Origin of the sequence: Emticicia aquatica (genome assembly GCF_923079645.1) — a bacterium.
In the GTDB taxonomy this organism is placed as follows: Bacteria; Bacteroidota; Bacteroidia; order Cytophagales; family Spirosomataceae; genus Emticicia; species Emticicia aquatica.
The window spans coordinates 623,206-639,482 of record NZ_CAKLPY010000001.1 but is presented as its reverse complement, the minus strand read 5'-3'; the positions used below and the strand labels follow the sequence as shown (position 1 = coordinate 639,482).

Here is a 16,277-nt window from a genome sequence, read left to right as displayed (position 1 = left end):
ATCAATTCATTAAAGCTTTATTATTGTTTTTTTCTAAAAACTAATAACTTTAATATATAAAAAACGTTTGCAGACAGATGAAAATTTCCTTACCTTTGTGTCGGCAAATTACCAGCTCCTGCTGAATCCCCCAGGTCTTGACCGAAGCAAGGGTACTGTGGTTGAGCGGTGAATTTGCCTTTTTTTTTGATTCGATGGCATTCGCCCAACTAACATATACGTTCAGTATCTCAGTTTTTTAATCATTCTTTTATATTCACTAATTATTTCCCATGAAATTTTTTATTGATACCGCCTCCCTCAAAGATATTCAAGAAGCACAAGATTTAGGCATACTTGATGGTGTAACAACCAACCCTTCTCTAATGGCAAAAGAAGGCATTGCTGGAAAAAACAATGTTATGCGTCATTATAAGGCAATCTGCGATATTGTTGATGGCGATGTAAGTGCCGAAGTTATTTCAACAACTTTCAACGAAATGATTGCTGAAGGAGAGGAATTAGCTGAAATTGACGAGCAAATCGTAGTAAAAGTACCGATGATAAAAGATGGTATCAAAGCTATCAAATACTTTTCAGAAAGAGGCATTAAAACCAATTGTACATTAGTATTTTCAGCGGGTCAGGCTCTATTGGCAGCAAAAGCTGGTGCTACTTATGTATCTCCGTTCGTAGGTCGTTTGGATGATATTTCATCTGACGGCATGATTTTGATTGAAGATATTCGTACTATCTATGATAACTACGGTTACGAAACACAAATCTTAGCTGCTTCAGTTCGTCATCCATTACACATTATTCAATGTGCAAAAATTGGAGCAGATGTAATGACTGGCCCACTTTCTGCAATTCTTGCATTGGTCAATCATCCATTAACTGATAGCGGTTTGGCTAAATTCTTAGCTGATTACGCAAAAGTAAACAACAAATAAATTTAATGTTAAATTAAGCATGATGATTAAAATCTAGTTTTAATCATCATGCTTAATTCATAATTGATAATTATGAATCGTTCGGTCATTTCACTTCAAAATGCTTTCATTTATCAACGAGAACAATTAGTCTTGTCTGATGTGAATTTTAGTATCAAAAATGGAGAATTTGTGTATTTGATTGGTCGAACGGGTAGTGGAAAATCTTCTTTATTACAAACACTTTACGCTGACCTTTGGCTCGAAAAAGGTACTGGAATTGTGGGTGGATTTGAACTTCATGCCTTAAAACGTTCACAAATACCTTATTTAAGACGTAACATTGGCATTGTTTTTCAAGATTTTCAGTTGTTAAGTGATAGAAATATTGACAAAAATCTTCGTTTTTATCTAAAAGCAATGGGTTTAACTGATAAAAATGAAATGAATGAACGTATTTTAGAGGTTCTAAATTTAGTCAATTTACCACATATCCTCGAAAAAATGCCACATCAACTCTCTGGTGGGGAACAACAAAGAGTTGGAATTGCACGAGCTTTACTCAATAAGCCCGATATTATTCTTGCTGATGAACCCACAGGAAATCTCGACCCTGAAATGTCAGTTGATATTCTGAAACTTTTCCTTGATATTAATAAAAAATCAAACACTGCCGTACTGATGGCAACCCACGATTTTGAGTTAATCGAACGTTATCCGCACCGTACACTTTATTGTGACAAAGGGCAATTACGAGACTTGTCCGATAGTCTTTAGACTATTTTTCTAAAATTTTATTCATTCTCCTACAAAAATCAGAAGTCATAAATACTTATGATTAGTTTATTGTGACCATTTCACTAGAAATAAAAGTATTTATTCGTTTTATAAAAATCCGAAGAAACTCCATTTTACGAGTTTTCTGTTATAATAATCACACTAAAATTTGAGCATGAGCAAATATATTTACGGAATTGACTTTGGTACAACAAATTCAGCATTGGCAATCTTAGACGCAGAAAATAATAATTTAGTTAAACTTTTTACAATCCCTTCACTCCTCTTTTTTCCAGAACCAGTCAATCCAAAAGAACCTGTTATTCCGACTGTTGGAAACGATGCCATTTCGCTGTACGTTCAAAATCGTATGCGTGGGCGATTCATGAAATCAATCAAAAAAGTTTTGCCAAACAAAAGTTTTATAGATACACGAATCGGTTCAAAAAGTTATCGTGCTGAAGATTTAGTAGCCCTAATTTTGGTTCATTTGAAGAAATTAGCTGATGCTTTTACAGGCGAAAACATCACTACAGCTGTAATTGGTCGTCCTGTTGTGTTCGATGAAAATCCTGAAAAAGATGCTTTGGCTCAAGAAAGACTTTCAAAAGCTGCTAAAATTGCTGGTTTTGAAGAGTTTTATTTTCAAATGGAACCCATTGGTGCTGCATTTACTTATGAACGACAAATAAAAAATCAAGAGTTGGTTTTGGTAGCTGATTTTGGTGGCGGTACTTCCGATTTTTCATTGATGCGACTCAATCCAGAAGCCATCAATCAGGCTGATAGAAAAGCTGATATGTTGGCTCAAGGTGGAATTTATATCGGTGGCGATAGTTTCGATTCGGATATTATGTGGAACAAAGGAACGCCGCATTTTGGTAGAGGAGTTAAAGAAGAATTCACTCCTGGAAAGCCTATTGATTTACCACTTTCGTATTTTCATAGTATTTGTTCTTGGGAAAAAATGAACTTTTTGGACTCGCTTCGTATGAAATTAAGCATTGCCAAATCGTATAATTTTTCAGGAAAAGATTATCGAGTTAAAAACCTTCAAACGCTTATTGAGCATAATCTTGGTTATGTACTTTTTAAGCAAATTGAAAAAGTAAAAATTGATTTAACTAAAGTGGATGACGCTATTTTTGAATTTAATGAAAGTGAAATCGAAATCAATGAGCCTATTTCAATTCAAGAATTTGAAGAAACTATTATTGACAAAAATTTAGAGAAAATAGAAAATTATTTGCAAGAATTCTTGGATAAAAATCAAATAAATAATGACGATGTGGACGTAGTTTTTATGACTGGCGGAACTTCGATGGTACGGCCATTGAACAATATATTTGTGAAACGTTTTGGCAATGAAAAAATTAAATCGGGAGATAATTTCAATAGCGTTGCCATGGGCTTGGCTTATAGCTTTAAAGTTTTGGCTGAAGCTGAAGTTTGCTAAAAAGTTAATAAAAACATATATTGCAGATTTACTATTAAAAACAATTCAATCATCAATTTCAACCTTCATAAAAAATGCTAGCCCAAGAAACTGTAAAAAACTACTACAATTGCTTCAATAATAAAGATTGGAATGGTATGTTGGCTCTTTTGCACCCCGAAATTAAACATCAACCCAATCAAGGAGAAGAGAGAATAGGCATTGAAAAATTTACAGCTTTTCTTCAAATGATGGACGAATGTTATGAAGAAACGCTTACTGAAATCGTGATTTTGGGCGAACCAAACAATACTCGTGTTGCGGCTGAATTTGTAGTAAATGGCATTTATAAAAAAGGCGACGACGAATCACCCGCCGCTCACGGACAAAAATATGTATTGCCAGCAGGAGCATTTTTGGAAGTCAAAGAAGGAAAAATAACAAGAGTCACAACTTATTACAACCTTCCACTTTGGATAAAATTAGTTTCTGAATAAGATGAATCAGCTAACGTTTATTAAAAAAACTGGTCAAGAAATTGCATCAGTTTTCGATGATTTGGCACAACTAAGGATTGAAGTCTTTAAAGCTTTTCCGTATCTTTATGAAGGATCGGTTGCTTACGAAAAAGACTATTTAAAAGTGTATGCAGCTTCAAAAAATGCCTTTTTATTTGCCGTTTATGATGACAAAAAAATGGTTGGAGCAACTACTTGTATCCCGCTCATTGATGAAACTGATGAAGTAAAAAAGCCTTTTTTAAAAGCAAATATTGATATAAATACTGTTTTTTATTTTGGTGAAAGCATTCTTTTATCCAAATACCGAGGTTTAGGTTTAGGGCATCGTTTTTTTGACGAAAGAGAAAACTATGCTCATGGTTTTAAGCAATGCAAAATGACGTGTTTTTGTTCGGTCGTTCGTCCAGAAAATCATCCGATGCGACCAGAAAATTATCAACCATTAGATGAGTTTTGGATAAAAAGAGGCTATCAAAAAAATGCTCAATTAAAAAGTCAGTTTGAATGGCTCGACATCGGTGAAAGTATTGCAACCGAAAAAGACATGATTTATTGGACTAAAAATATTCGCTGATTTTTGCCTAAATTCTTCTACAAACTACTATGAAACTAACTGTTGCCTCAGCTCAATATCCAATAACTAAGCATAAAAGTCTTGACCACTGGCGGTTGCATATCGAACAATGGGTTATTAAAGCTTTTCGACAAGATGCTCAAATATTACTTTTTCCAGAATATGGTTCGATGGAATTAGTAAGTTTATTTTCTGATGAAATAATGGCTGATATTCGTTGGCAAGTGCGTGAACTTGATAACTTCAAAAATGATTTTTGCGAAACTTTTGCCGACCTCGCTCGAAAATATCAAGTTATCATCGTAGCTCCTAGTTTTCCCGTCATTGATGGCGATAAAATTTATAATCGAGCGTATGTTTTTGCCGAAAAAGGCCTCGTCGGTTATCAAGATAAATTATTTATGACTCGGTTTGAAAACGAGGAATGGGGCATTCATTCAGCACCAAAACAATTGACATTATTTGAAACACAATGGGGTAGTTTTGGCATTCAGATTTGTTATGATGTTGAGTTTCCGATTGGTTCACAAAAACTTTGCGAAGCAGGTGCTTCATTAATTTTATCGCCGAGTTGTACAGAAACTATTCGAGGTGCAACCCGTGTGCATATTGGAGCGAGAGCAAGAGCCTTGGAAAATCAGTGTTTTGTTGTTGTTTCTCAAACGATTGGAAATGCTTCATGGTCGCCTGCAGTTGATATAAACTATGGTTTCGGGGCATTTTATACAACTCCCGATAAAGATTTACCAGAAGAAGGAATTATCTCAACCAGCAAAGTTCAAGATGAATGCTGGTTAATTGAGTCTATAGATTTTGCAAAAATTGCACAAGTACGACAAGATGGACAAGTGCTAAATTACAAAGACTTACAAAGATTAAATATGCAATTTTCCGAAGAAGAAATGAATATTTTGCGAGTAAAAATCTGATTTTAAAGAAAACCTGTTATTCCAATTTTTATTACAATCTGATTAGTATTTGTCAAAACTTGTTTAAACGAAACTCGGTAATCACTATTGATATTTACCGAATTTCGTTTAACAATCTTCGTTGCATCAGCTTGCTGGTAGTACACGCCAATATCAAGATAATTATTTTTAAGTTGCCCAAATAATTTTATCCCCAACCCAACTCCAAGCCCATAATTCGGAACAATTCGAGCAATTCCATCCAAAACTTGCGTTTCATCTTGACCAAGCTGCTCCACAACGCTGGTTTTAATGAGTTTTGCTCCAAAGAAAGCATCGGCATAAGGATTGAATTTTGAACTCCATAAAACAGGTCGATAACGAGCTAAACCATTCAACCAAAAAGCATTATTTGAAACATAAAAATCACCTTCGGCATTCGTCAATGTAACCCCATCTCTACCTTCTGACTGATAGCCAAATTCTGCTCCATAAAATACAGTTGATGGGTGTTTTCTTTTGTAAGGATTCATCAAGCCACCGATTACGATTCCTCCTTTTATTCCTGCTTTTTCACTTTCTTTTAATATATCATGGTATTTCCCAAGGGCATTTCCTAAATTAAGCGACAAGTACCATGAATATTGGTCTTCGAGATATTTTGGAGTTTTATCTTGAGCCAACACCCTGATTACCAATAGATTAGTAAAGAAAAATACAATTAAAAACCTTCTCATAAAAATTTACTGGTCAATCTTACTTCGCCGTTAGATACACAAACGGCACAATCATCTCTTCAATTGAAACACCTCCATGCTGAAATGTATCACGATAGTGACTTACATAATGATTATAATTGTTTGGATAAGCAAAGAAATAATCTTCCATTGTAAAAAAATAAGCCGTCGAAATATTAGGCTTTGGAAGCATAAAAGTTTCTGGCTTTCTTACCACCAAAATGTGGTCATTTTTATCATCAAGATTAAGGTTTTTACCTTGTTTATATCTTAAATTTGTATTTACATTTCTATCACCGACGATACGTTTAGGGTGCTTTACTCGAATCATTCCGTGGTCGGTAGTGATGACCAAACGACCTTTTTTCTCTGATATTTTCTTCAATAGATCTAACAATGGCGAGTGTTCAAGCCAAGATTTTGTAATGGAGCGATAAGCCGATTCGTCGGGTGCTAATTCTTTAATCATGCCCATCTCAGTACGAGAATGAGAAAGCATATCAACGAAATTATACACAACCACATTTAGTTGATTTTTGAGTAAATTATTAAAATTATCAACCAACGTTTTACCTTGATTCGTATTCAGAATTTTATTGTATGAAAAACTAATCTTCAATCGGTTTTTATCAATCTGTCGTTTAAGAAATTCGGCTTCGTTATTGTTCAACGCATCTTCATTTTCGCCTTCGTCATTTACCCATAAATCAGGATGAAATTTTGCCATATCAGAAGGCATCATTCCCGAAAAAATAGCATTTCTGGCATAAGAAGTTGCAGTTGGTAAAATGGCGTAATAATCGCTTTCTTCTTCAACATTAAAATAATCTGATATTACTTCTTCAATTACTTTCCATTGGTCATAACGCAAATTATCAATCAATAAAAAGAAAAGAGGCGATTCATTTTTAACTAACGGAAAAACCTTCGTTTTCATCAATTGATGAGATAATAATGGTTTATCAACTTTTGGGTCAGAAAGCCAATCTTCGTAGTTTTCTTCAATAAATTTACAGAAATTTGAATTTGCTTCAGCTTTTTGCATACCAAATACTTCTTCCATACTTTTATCGTCAGATTTGTCGAGTTGCAATTCCCAAAAAATCAATTTCTTATAAATTTCAGACCATTCTTCGTGACCAATTCTGTCGTTATATTGCATAGCAAGGTTACGAAAATCTTGCTGATAACCGAGGTTTGTTTTCTCCGAAATAAGGCGTTTATTATCAAGGATTTTCTTTACAGATAGTAAAATTTGGTTCGGATTGATTGGTTTTATCAAATAATCGGCAATTTGCGAGCCAATCGCATCTTCCATAATTCGCTCCTCTTCTGATTTTGTAATCATCACAACAGGTAAATTTGGTTTCAAAACTTTAATTTTTGAAAGAGTTTCCAAACCTGTCATTCCAGGCATCATTTCATCTAAAAACACCACATCAAACCTCTCAGATTCAACCTTGTCAAGAGCGTCAGCTCCACTTGGAACAGGCGTAACATCATAGCCTTTGGTCTGTAAAAAAATAATATATGGTTTTAATAAATCAATTTCGTCGTCGGCCCAAAGAATGTTATATCGCATAAGATTGTGTTTTGAGAATATGTTTATTGAAAAGGGGGAATTGCATAATATCTTACTCTAACGGAGAATAACGGTGTTTGTTGTTTTTGTGGAAGTGAAAAGTTTAGCTATCGGTGGTGTTCCTAAAAATTCTCAATATATTAAGAAACACCACCGATAAGAAAATAATTAAAAAATCATCAAAACGTCTGACTGTTCAATTTTTCTAAATCTTCAGGCGTATCAACACCAATACTTTCGTAGGACGTAACGATTGCATAAATTTTATACCCGTAGCCCAACCAACGCAACTGCTCGAGTTTTTCGGTGTTTTCAAGTGGTGATGGTGGAAGATGAGAAATTTGCTCCAAAACATCACTTCGATAAGCATACAGTCCAATATGTTTATGAAACTCAGCGTGTTCGAGCCAAGTTTCAGGCTCAAAACCACGAACATAAGGCACAGTTTGGCGACTAAAATACAGACATTGCTTTCTCATCGTCAACACTGCTTTTACCACATTGGGGTCAAAAAGAGTTTTATAATCACTTATTTTCTTAACTGCCGTTGCGATTTCAGTTTTAAAATCAAGTAATTTCGACATCTGGTCAATTATTTCAGGGTCAATAAAAGGTTCATCTCCTTGAATATTAACTACATAATCGTATTTGCTTGCTCCGCCCGCCTTCTGAAATGCCTCAAAACAACGGTCAGTACCACTTGGGTGATTTTCTGCAGTCATGTATGCATCACCTCCGAATGAAATTACGTGGTCTAAAATTCGGGGGTCATCGGTTGCTACCACCACTCTATTTAAGCTACTTGCTTTTAGTGCTTGCTCATACACTCGCTGAATCATGCTTTTCCCTCCAATATCAGCCAAAGGCTTTCCAGGAAAGCGACTCGAAGCAAATCTTGCTGGAATAATTCCGAGAATTTTCATAGGTTTTGTTGCTTGAACGGGGCGAATTTACACCAAAAAAAAAATATATGCGTTAATCTATCACAGAATCATTAAATTTGTGTGGAATTGAGATAAATATGCGAGGATTTTGAAGAAAAATCAATGTTTTCAAACATTTTTATTGCAACAAAATGTTTGATTAGTAACTCTTTTTTTCATAACAAACGTTTTACAACACTTCTATTAATTACGTTAATTAGGCTTATATGTTCAGATTAGTTTGCTCAGCGGTAGTTTTTATAATTTTCTCGACCAATGCTTTTGGTACAACACTCGATTCTCTTGGGGTGAATAGAAGAAATGGCCAAGTTTTGGTTCAACATAAAGTTGAAAAAGGTGAAACTCTTTATGCTATTTTAAAAAGATATAACTGTGCAGAAAAAGATTTTTTGGCAGCAAATCCTACTTTCAAAAAAGAGGGTCCAATTACGCCAAAACAAATAATTGAAATACCTTTCGCAAATAAGAAAAGTACAGAAAAGGCTCCAATTGTTGAGATTATTCCAACTCAAAAGCAAAGTGATAAAAAGAATATTGATGAAAATGGTATCGAAATAGTTGATGTTCCTGAAGCAACACCTAAAGAAATTAAACGAACAGAAAAAATAACTAAAACAGATTCATCAAAAGAAGTTTTAGTGAAGAAAAATATTCCTTTAAAAACGCCATTAAAAGGTAAAACCCATACGGTTTTAGTGGGTCAAAATCTCTTTACAGTAGCAAAACTTTATAATGTTAAGGTTTTTCAAATAAAAGAATGGAATAATTTAAGCAATGATGCACTAAGCATTAATCAGATATTGTTGGTTGAAAAACCTGCAAATTTCGTCGATAAACCTACAAAAAAAGACACTTTAAAGTCAAAAACTTTACTAATTCAAGGGCCAGCAGGCGATGTCGGCAAAGAAAAAGAACAACCAATTTTTAATAAAGTAATTAATAATCAGCCACCAACAGTTGTACCCAATGCCCCTGGTGGAAAGAAATTTTCAGAACAAGGTATTGCCGAAATAATTGAAGCAGGTGCTACTACTAACAAGTTTTTGGCACTTCACCGCACAGCTCCTGTTGGCACACTTATTAAGGTTGCTAATCAAGCTAATGGACAAAGTGTTTGGGTAAAAGTTATAGGAAAACTGAATGTTTCTGGCGATGTTATCATCAAGATTTCACCCAAAGCCTTTGAAAAATTATCCCCAAAAGACAAAAGAATCAGAGCGGACCTTAGTTATAGTATCAGTAATTAAGTAAACTGAGACTTCAGTTTTAAGTTAAACTAGATATTGTTACTTATCTATTAGCATTTGCTTTTAGTTAGCAAATTTGGTCATACCGTTGTTTTTAAAACCCAAAGCACATCGCTAATAGTATTTGTTTTATGCAAACTAAGTCAAAAATCTGGACAGTTATTTTCTCTATTTTGTACCCTTTTATTACTGTTTTTGGGTTTCTTTTTACAGCTATTTTGGCTGTTTTTTCTTGGATTTCAAACATTATTGTTTGGATTTTAAAAAAAATAAAATCTTCTTAATATGTCCCAAATAGTTATTGATTTACTCAATGAAAAATATGAGTTGTTTAATCAACCTAATTTTATTCCGAACGACCCAATCAGTATTCCTCACCAATTTAGTTTAAAACAAGACATCGAAATTACAGGATTTATTGCTGCTACTCTCGCTTGGGGACAACGAAAAACTATTATCAATAAATGTAATGAACTGATAAATTTGATGGACAATGCTCCATTCGATTTTATCAAAAATCACCAAGATTCCGACCTAAAACGTTTTCTTAATTTCAAGCATCGTACTTTTAATGCAACTGATACGCTTTATTTTATTGAGTTTTTTAAGGATTTTTATACCAAAAATGACTCGTTAGAAAATGCTTTTTTAGTTGGACTAACGACTGACAATGAAGATGTTAAGATTGGACTAGAAAATTTTCAGCAAATATTTTTCAGTCTTGATGATTATCCGATTCGTACACACAAACACGTAGCAACTCCTGCAAGGAATTCGTCTTGCAAACGCATCAATATGTTTTTGAGATGGATGGTTAGAAAAGATAACAAAGGTGTTGATTTTGGCATTTGGAATAATATAAAAACATCGCAGTTGGTTTGTCCCTGCGATGTTCATGTTGAGCGAGTTGCTCGTAAATTGGGTTTAATTACTCGACCAAAAACAGACTGGCAAACTGCCGTAGAATTAACACAAAACCTTAAACAAATCGACCCAATAGACCCTGTAAAATATGATTTTGCACTATTTGGATTAGGCGTTGAAGGGTATCTTTAAGCAGATATTCTTTGATTTTTGAATGACGAATAAAAAAATCACTCTTTTCATTCGTCATTCAAAAATTTCTACAAACCGTACTTGTCAATTAGATAAACTAACGCTGCCATTGATGCTGCTCCTAGATTTAATTCTCTTTCATTAACAGCTTCGAGCGTGTCACTTTTTGCATGATGAAAATCAAAATAACGCTGAGAATCAGGCTTAAAACCAATCAACAATGTGCCCTGTTGACCCAACGGGCCAATATCAGCACCGCCACCACCTTTAGAAATTTCGTTCAAACCATAAGCTGCCAAAAGATTTTTATAAGCAACTATTTTTGCAATTTGCGTATCGGTTCCAACCATTCCGAAACCTCTAGGCGTAAATCCACCATTATCAGATTCGATAGCCGCAATGTGTTTTTCATTGTTTTGTTTAGCCAAATCAGCATATTTTGTACCACCACGCAAACCGTTTTCTTCATTCATAAACATCACCACTCTGATTGTTCGTTTTGGTTTAATTCCCAAGGCTTTCAACGCACGCAAAACTTCAATTGATTGTACACAACCAGCACCGTCATCTTGAGCACCTTCAGCCAAATCCCACGAATCAAGGTGACCTCCAACAACGATAATTTCTTCTGGTTTTTCTGTACCTTTAATTTCTCCAACCACATTATGAGAAGGAGCATCGGGTAAAGTTTCACAATTTTGCTTGAAATAAAACTGCAATTTTGGGTTTTCTTTCAACATTTTGCTCAACAAATTTGCTCCATTTGTACTAATAGCTGCCGTCGGAATCATAGGAACTCCCGTTGCATAACGCATCCCACCAGTGTGAGGATTATCATCATTTAAGGTTGTCATCGAACGAACAATTGCTCCAACTGCACCATATTTTGCAGCCTCAGAAGCACCACCTCCACGCTGATTTACCGCTCCACCGTAAGCTTCAAAAGTATTGATTTTTGTAGCATCCATCGGACGATTATATAACACAATTTTACCTTTAACTTTTTCAGTACCGAGCATTTTCAATTCTTCAAAGTTTTTCACTTCAATTACTTCCGCTTTCACACCTGTTGTAGCCGTTGCTACTGAACCTCCTAAAGCAGCAATTGGTACAATTATTTTTTGTTTACCCACTTCAATAAACGCTTCTTCTTTCTTGCCACGCACCCAATGCGGCACCATTACATCTTGCAAGAAAACCTTATCAAATTGGTAATCTTCCATTACTTTTTTTGTAAACAGCACCGATTTGGCAGCTCCTTCAGAGCCACTTAGTCTTGGCCCAATTTTCTTACTCAAATGTGTCAATGTTTTGTAAGCTTCACCTTTTGATAAGACTTCATCAAAAATTTTTCGGATGATGAGCGAATCGTTTTCTTGTGAAAAAGAGGAAAACGAACAAAGTAGTAAGACAATTAATAATTTTTTCATGTTTGGTCAGAAATGTAGGTTTTAAGTTTATTGATTAGGCAATTTAGTAAAAATTACGCTGAGTTTCAATTCTAAATAAATGCCCGAAAAGATTAACAAACTTTCATGCACTATACTTTAAACTGGGTATCAAAACAATTATTTTTAATATAAAAAAATAATTGTTTTTGAAAAAATATTTTTTATTTTAGTCAATTATAATAAATAAAATTTTAATTAAATCATTTCTTAAAAAAGACTTATATTTGTTAAATAAAAACTTTTATTAAATATGCTAGAAACCAAAGAATCTGTTGTAGAAATAAAAAAAAATAAATTAAAGCAACAACTTTTAAAAGAATTATACCTTAATGGCCCGAATACTATCATTGATTTAAGTAAAACGCTTCATTCGAGTCCGCCTTCGGTCAATGTTCTTTTTATTGAATTAATGCAAGAAGGCTGGCTAATTGAAGTCGGAACAGGCAATTCAAAATCGGGACGTAAACCAGTTTTGTACGGCCTCAATGCTAATCATGGATTTGTACTGACGTGGTTAATCAATAAATTTGAAAGTGTCATCATTTTATATAACCTCAAAAATGAAGTTTGTGGTAAGCTAAAATTCAAATTACAAATTGAAAATAACCCTACTTATGGTAATTTTATTCTAGAAAAAACAGTCGAATTCCTCAAAAAAGAACATATTTCTACTGAAAAAATCATTGGAATCGGCATTTGTATGCCTGGTTTGATTGACAAAGAAACTGGCTACAATTTTTCGTATCCGACCAGCGAAGGAAAAGCAATAAATGTTTTATTGAGTGAGCATTTTAAAGTTCCATCTTTTACACTTAATGATGCAAAAGCCATTGCTTTGGGCGAAAAACGCTTTGGTTTGGCACACGGACACAGCAATGTACTCGCCATCAATATTGATTGGGGAGTTGGTTTAGGTATTTTGATAGATGGTGAAGTTTTCAATGGAACATCAGGTTTTACGGGCGAACTCGGACATATTCAAGTGCGTGGTGCTGGCGAACTTTGTTCATGTGGAAAGATTGGTTGCCTAGAAACCGTTGCTACTGCTCAAGTTTTGATAAAAAGAGTAAAAGAAGAACTTAATAATGGCCGAGTTTCAAAAATAATTCAGCTTACAAAAGGCGACATTGAGTCAGTAAACGAAGACATGATTATTGCGGCAACCCATTCGGGTGACGAGCTTTGCATTGACTTACTCAACGAAATTGGAACCGAACTTGGCAAGGCTTTGTCGATTGCTGTTCATTTATTTAATCCAGAATTGATTTTAGTTGATGGACTTTTGGCAAAAGCTGATAAATTCATTACAATACCGATTGAGCAAGCAATTAATAAATATTGTTTGAGCGAATTTAAAACAAAATTATCAGTCAATACTTCTCATTTGGGCGAATCGGCTGGTTTTTTAGGCACTTTTGCGTTTGTTTTGGAGCATTTATTTGAAGAAGTTTAAACGTATTGTTTTTTTAATGTAGAGATTCAAAGGATTGTATCTCTACATTAAAATGACTTTGTTCCTTCATCTATTTTAATCACATAGCTTTTACCTCCTACTTTTTCAATAGCAGACGCTACCTTTTCAGGGTCATTTGGAGCATATACAAACATACAGCCACCGCCCCCTGAGCCGTTAATTTTCCCACCTAAAGCACCCGCTTCCATAGCGGCATTGAGCATTTTTTCAATTTTTGGTGTAGAAATTTGCAATACATCTCGTAAAATTTGGTGATGTTCAAGCAAAAGGTTTCCTAAAAGCTCATCAGTCATTAAATTATTCTCGAAAAGAGTCAAAGCTTCTCTCAAAATATCACGGTTACGAAGTGTTCCTACCAATAAAGTATAATCATCTTCACTCAAAAAATCCTTGAGTTTTTCCTTTTCATTTGAATCAAAATCGTGCAATGAAAAGGTTGGTAAATAATTTTTGATTCTATCAATTAGTTCCAACCGAGCAAATTTAGCACGTTTTAATACTCCTATTGTGTCTTTTGGTTCACAAGAATCTGCCAAAACAAAGCTACCAACATTTGGTTCGAGTGTTTGAGCAGTAGTTTTTGGTTCAAATTCAAGATAAACTGCTTTCCCAATTGCCGTTGACAGATGGTCCATCATGCCACCAGGTTCGCCAAATTCTACAACTTCAGCTTGAAAAGCCATTTCACCTAATTCCTTTGAAGTAAAATCTGTAGGAATATCTGCCATTTTAGATAAAAAATGTATCCAAGTTACTAATAAAGCAGACGAACTTGAAGTACCCGAATTAATTGGAATATTACCATGAACGGTGCATTCAATACCTTTTGAAAAGGTTAAACCCTTATCAATCAATACATTATACCCACTTCTGAAATAGTCTCGTTTCTGCACATAAAGCATTCTTTCCTCTGAAACCTCCATCCTTAGTTCCGCATCAATATCGGGCAAATGAATAATTATTTGCTTGTCGGCACGATGATTTCCTGACATATCAACACGTCGAGAGATTGCCGCAGCAATTACTGGTAAGCCCAAATAATCTTGATGTTCGCCAAAAAGACAAATTCTTCCAGGTGTAGAAATTTTTAACATTAATAAATCCTATTGTTTAGTATAGTTTGTTGATTTCATTTCCCAAATTTAATACAAAACTTCAAAAGAAATAATTATTAATTTATCTATATGTCAATTTATTAAGAAATATTTTTTCTAATATAGTGCATATTATAAAAATAATATTTTTATTTGTACTAGAATTGAAAAGATATTTAATCATTAAAATATTAGTACAGTTCATCAACAAGACATTATCATAATTAATAGAGAAAGTTAGTATCATTATCCCCTATCTCATTTGAGAAAGGGGATTTTTTTGCATAAAAAAGCCCCGTTAAAATAAATTAACGGGGCTTTTTTACAACTTTGAGATTTATGCTTGTGCTGATTTTCTTTTTTGCCAGAAAAAAAGAATAATGAATGCTACAATTAAGGTCGCAGGAAACAACACCATTGTACTAAGCGTTGCTTGTCCAGCAGCCAATTCCATGGCATCGCCAGTAAGACCTGCGGCAGTTTGTTCTGCTTTTGCAGTATCAATCCATTTACCAATGATTGGTTGGAAAATTGAGGTTGAGAACATTCCAACGCCACCCAAAATTGACATGCCTAATGCACCACTTAAAGGTACTTTTTCGGCAATAAAACCAATCATATTTGGCCAAAATAATGCAACACCCAATGCAAAGAAAATGGCAGCCACATAAGCCATCCCACCAGTTTGAGTACTGAAAAGATAAATACCGATTGCTGCTAAAATTGCAGAACCTAACAAAACACCTGTTTGGTCAAGTTTTTCTACAATTGGACCTGCAAAATATCTAATTACTGCCATTAATCCAGTTACTAATGCCAAAATAAGCATTGGGCTAGCACCTGATTTGCTCATAATTAGACCTGTCCATTGTTGTGGTCCAAACTCAGTGATAGCCGTAAGTGCCATACAAGCAAACATAAAAATATAAAGCGGAGTAGCCATTGCTTTTAGGTTCTCGCCAATTGAAGTAACGCCTTCTGTTTTTGGTTTCGGAAACTCTTGTCCCCAAAACAAATACGCATAAATTAATGTAGGCACTAAAATCAACCAAATTTGTGGCTGCCAGCCTAAGCCTGCATCCGTCATAAATTTCGATAATAAACTACCAACCACGATTCCGCCTGGAAACCACATGTGAAAACGATTCAACATTTTGCTCATTTGTGAACCAGAATAAGCATCAGCAATCATTGGGTTACAAGCAGCTTCTGTACAGCCATTACCGATTCCAATCAAGAAAGTAGAAACCAAAAGACCAGTATAACCACCTAAAGTTTGAGGATAAATAGTTAAAAGAATACCCAAAGCATGACATACAAAGGCTATCATCATGATTTTTTTAGGTCCAACTGTGTGATAAACAAGTCCGCCAACAATCATCGCAATTGGAAAACCTAAAAACCACATTGAATTGATAAAACCAAGTTGCTCGGCTGTTAAATTAAACTCTGTACCCAATTGAGGAAGAATACCCGCACGGATACTAAATGAAAAAGCTGTTGTGATGAGAGCAAAACAACTTCCAAGAAAAAGACGATTTTGATTAACCATAATTTAAGAGGTTT

General features: G+C 34.5%; 15 protein-coding genes. 9 read left to right on the top strand and 6 right to left on the bottom strand.

The genetic code is table 11. From position 1 onward, the window contains the following. The first annotated feature begins 272 nt into the window (after window positions 1–272). The 6 genes from fsa (at window position 273) to MJQ71_RS02705 (ending at window position 5,147) form a co-directional block, all read left to right on the top strand. Complete coding sequence (gene fsa / locus MJQ71_RS02730; protein WP_238804192.1) at window positions 273–932, top strand: fructose-6-phosphate aldolase; 660 nt, start codon at window positions 273–275, stop codon at window positions 930–932. A 72-nt stretch (window positions 933–1,004) separates the two neighbouring features. After that, window positions 1,005–1,688: a cell division ATP-binding protein FtsE gene (locus tag MJQ71_RS02725; protein ID WP_238804191.1), complete on the top strand. Its 684-nt coding sequence runs from the start codon at window positions 1,005–1,007 to the stop codon at window positions 1,686–1,688. Window positions 1,689–1,863: 175 nt separating this feature from the next. After that, window positions 1,864–3,144: an Hsp70 family protein gene (locus MJQ71_RS02720; protein ID WP_238804189.1), complete on the top strand. Its 1,281-nt coding sequence runs from the start codon at window positions 1,864–1,866 to the stop codon at window positions 3,142–3,144. Between the two features lie 74 nt (window positions 3,145–3,218). Beyond that, complete coding sequence (locus tag MJQ71_RS02715; RefSeq protein ID WP_238804188.1) at window positions 3,219–3,620, top strand: nuclear transport factor 2 family protein; 402 nt, start codon at window positions 3,219–3,221, stop codon at window positions 3,618–3,620. Window position 3,621: 1 nt separating this feature from the next. Continuing rightward, window positions 3,622–4,218 (top strand): GNAT family N-acetyltransferase, encoded by a 597-nt coding sequence (locus MJQ71_RS02710; RefSeq protein ID WP_238804187.1) that lies wholly within the window; start codon window positions 3,622–3,624, stop codon window positions 4,216–4,218. 29 nt (window positions 4,219–4,247) lie between these two features. Further along, window positions 4,248–5,147, top strand: coding sequence for a carbon-nitrogen hydrolase family protein (locus tag MJQ71_RS02705; RefSeq protein WP_238804186.1), 900 nt, complete (start codon window positions 4,248–4,250; stop codon window positions 5,145–5,147). 2 nt (window positions 5,148–5,149) lie between these two features. On the opposite strand, the gene MJQ71_RS02700 is transcribed toward MJQ71_RS02705, so the two are convergent. From MJQ71_RS02700 to kdsB, 3 genes are all read right to left on the bottom strand, one after another. Beyond that, window positions 5,150–5,863 carry a hypothetical protein gene (locus MJQ71_RS02700; protein WP_238804185.1) on the bottom strand — a complete coding sequence of 238 codons (714 nt, stop codon included), beginning with the start codon at window positions 5,861–5,863 and terminating at the stop codon, window positions 5,150–5,152. Window positions 5,864–5,882: 19 nt separating this feature from the next. Continuing rightward, a complete protein-coding gene (porX, locus tag MJQ71_RS02695) occupies window positions 5,883–7,445 on the bottom strand; it encodes a T9SS response regulator signal transducer PorX (protein ID WP_238804184.1) in 1,563 nt (520 codons plus the stop codon). Between the two features lie 179 nt (window positions 7,446–7,624). Continuing rightward, on the bottom strand, window positions 7,625–8,368 hold the full coding sequence (kdsB, locus tag MJQ71_RS02690) for a 3-deoxy-manno-octulosonate cytidylyltransferase (RefSeq protein WP_238804183.1): 744 nt from the start codon (window positions 8,366–8,368) through the stop codon (window positions 7,625–7,627). A gap of 227 nt (window positions 8,369–8,595) precedes the next feature. On the opposite strand from kdsB, the gene MJQ71_RS02685 reads away from it, so the two are divergent. After that, window positions 8,596–9,636, top strand: coding sequence for a LysM peptidoglycan-binding domain-containing protein (locus MJQ71_RS02685; RefSeq protein ID WP_238804182.1), 1,041 nt, complete (start codon window positions 8,596–8,598; stop codon window positions 9,634–9,636). A gap of 285 nt (window positions 9,637–9,921) precedes the next feature. Continuing rightward, the gene (locus MJQ71_RS02680; RefSeq protein ID WP_238804181.1) at window positions 9,922–10,692 is read left to right on the top strand and encodes a TIGR02757 family protein; all 771 of its coding nucleotides are present in this window, start codon (window positions 9,922–9,924) and stop codon (window positions 10,690–10,692) included. A gap of 68 nt (window positions 10,693–10,760) precedes the next feature. On the opposite strand, the gene MJQ71_RS02675 is transcribed toward MJQ71_RS02680, so the two are convergent. After that, the gene (locus tag MJQ71_RS02675) at window positions 10,761–12,122 is read right to left on the bottom strand and encodes a M20/M25/M40 family metallo-hydrolase (RefSeq protein ID WP_238804180.1); all 1,362 of its coding nucleotides are present in this window, start codon (window positions 12,120–12,122) and stop codon (window positions 10,761–10,763) included. 271 nt (window positions 12,123–12,393) lie between these two features. Between MJQ71_RS02675 and MJQ71_RS02670 the strand changes: the two genes are divergently transcribed. Further along, complete coding sequence (locus tag MJQ71_RS02670; protein ID WP_238804179.1) at window positions 12,394–13,596, top strand: ROK family protein; 1,203 nt, start codon at window positions 12,394–12,396, stop codon at window positions 13,594–13,596. 47 nt (window positions 13,597–13,643) lie between these two features. Here the strand turns inward: MJQ71_RS02670 and MJQ71_RS02665 are convergent, their stop codons facing one another. Beyond that, the gene (locus MJQ71_RS02665; RefSeq protein ID WP_238804178.1) at window positions 13,644–14,711 is read right to left on the bottom strand and encodes a mevalonate kinase family protein; all 1,068 of its coding nucleotides are present in this window, start codon (window positions 14,709–14,711) and stop codon (window positions 13,644–13,646) included. A 337-nt stretch (window positions 14,712–15,048) separates the two neighbouring features. After that, window positions 15,049–16,263 (bottom strand): MFS transporter, encoded by a 1,215-nt coding sequence (locus MJQ71_RS02660; protein ID WP_238804177.1) that lies wholly within the window; start codon window positions 16,261–16,263, stop codon window positions 15,049–15,051. Window positions 16,264–16,277 lie beyond the last annotated feature (14 nt).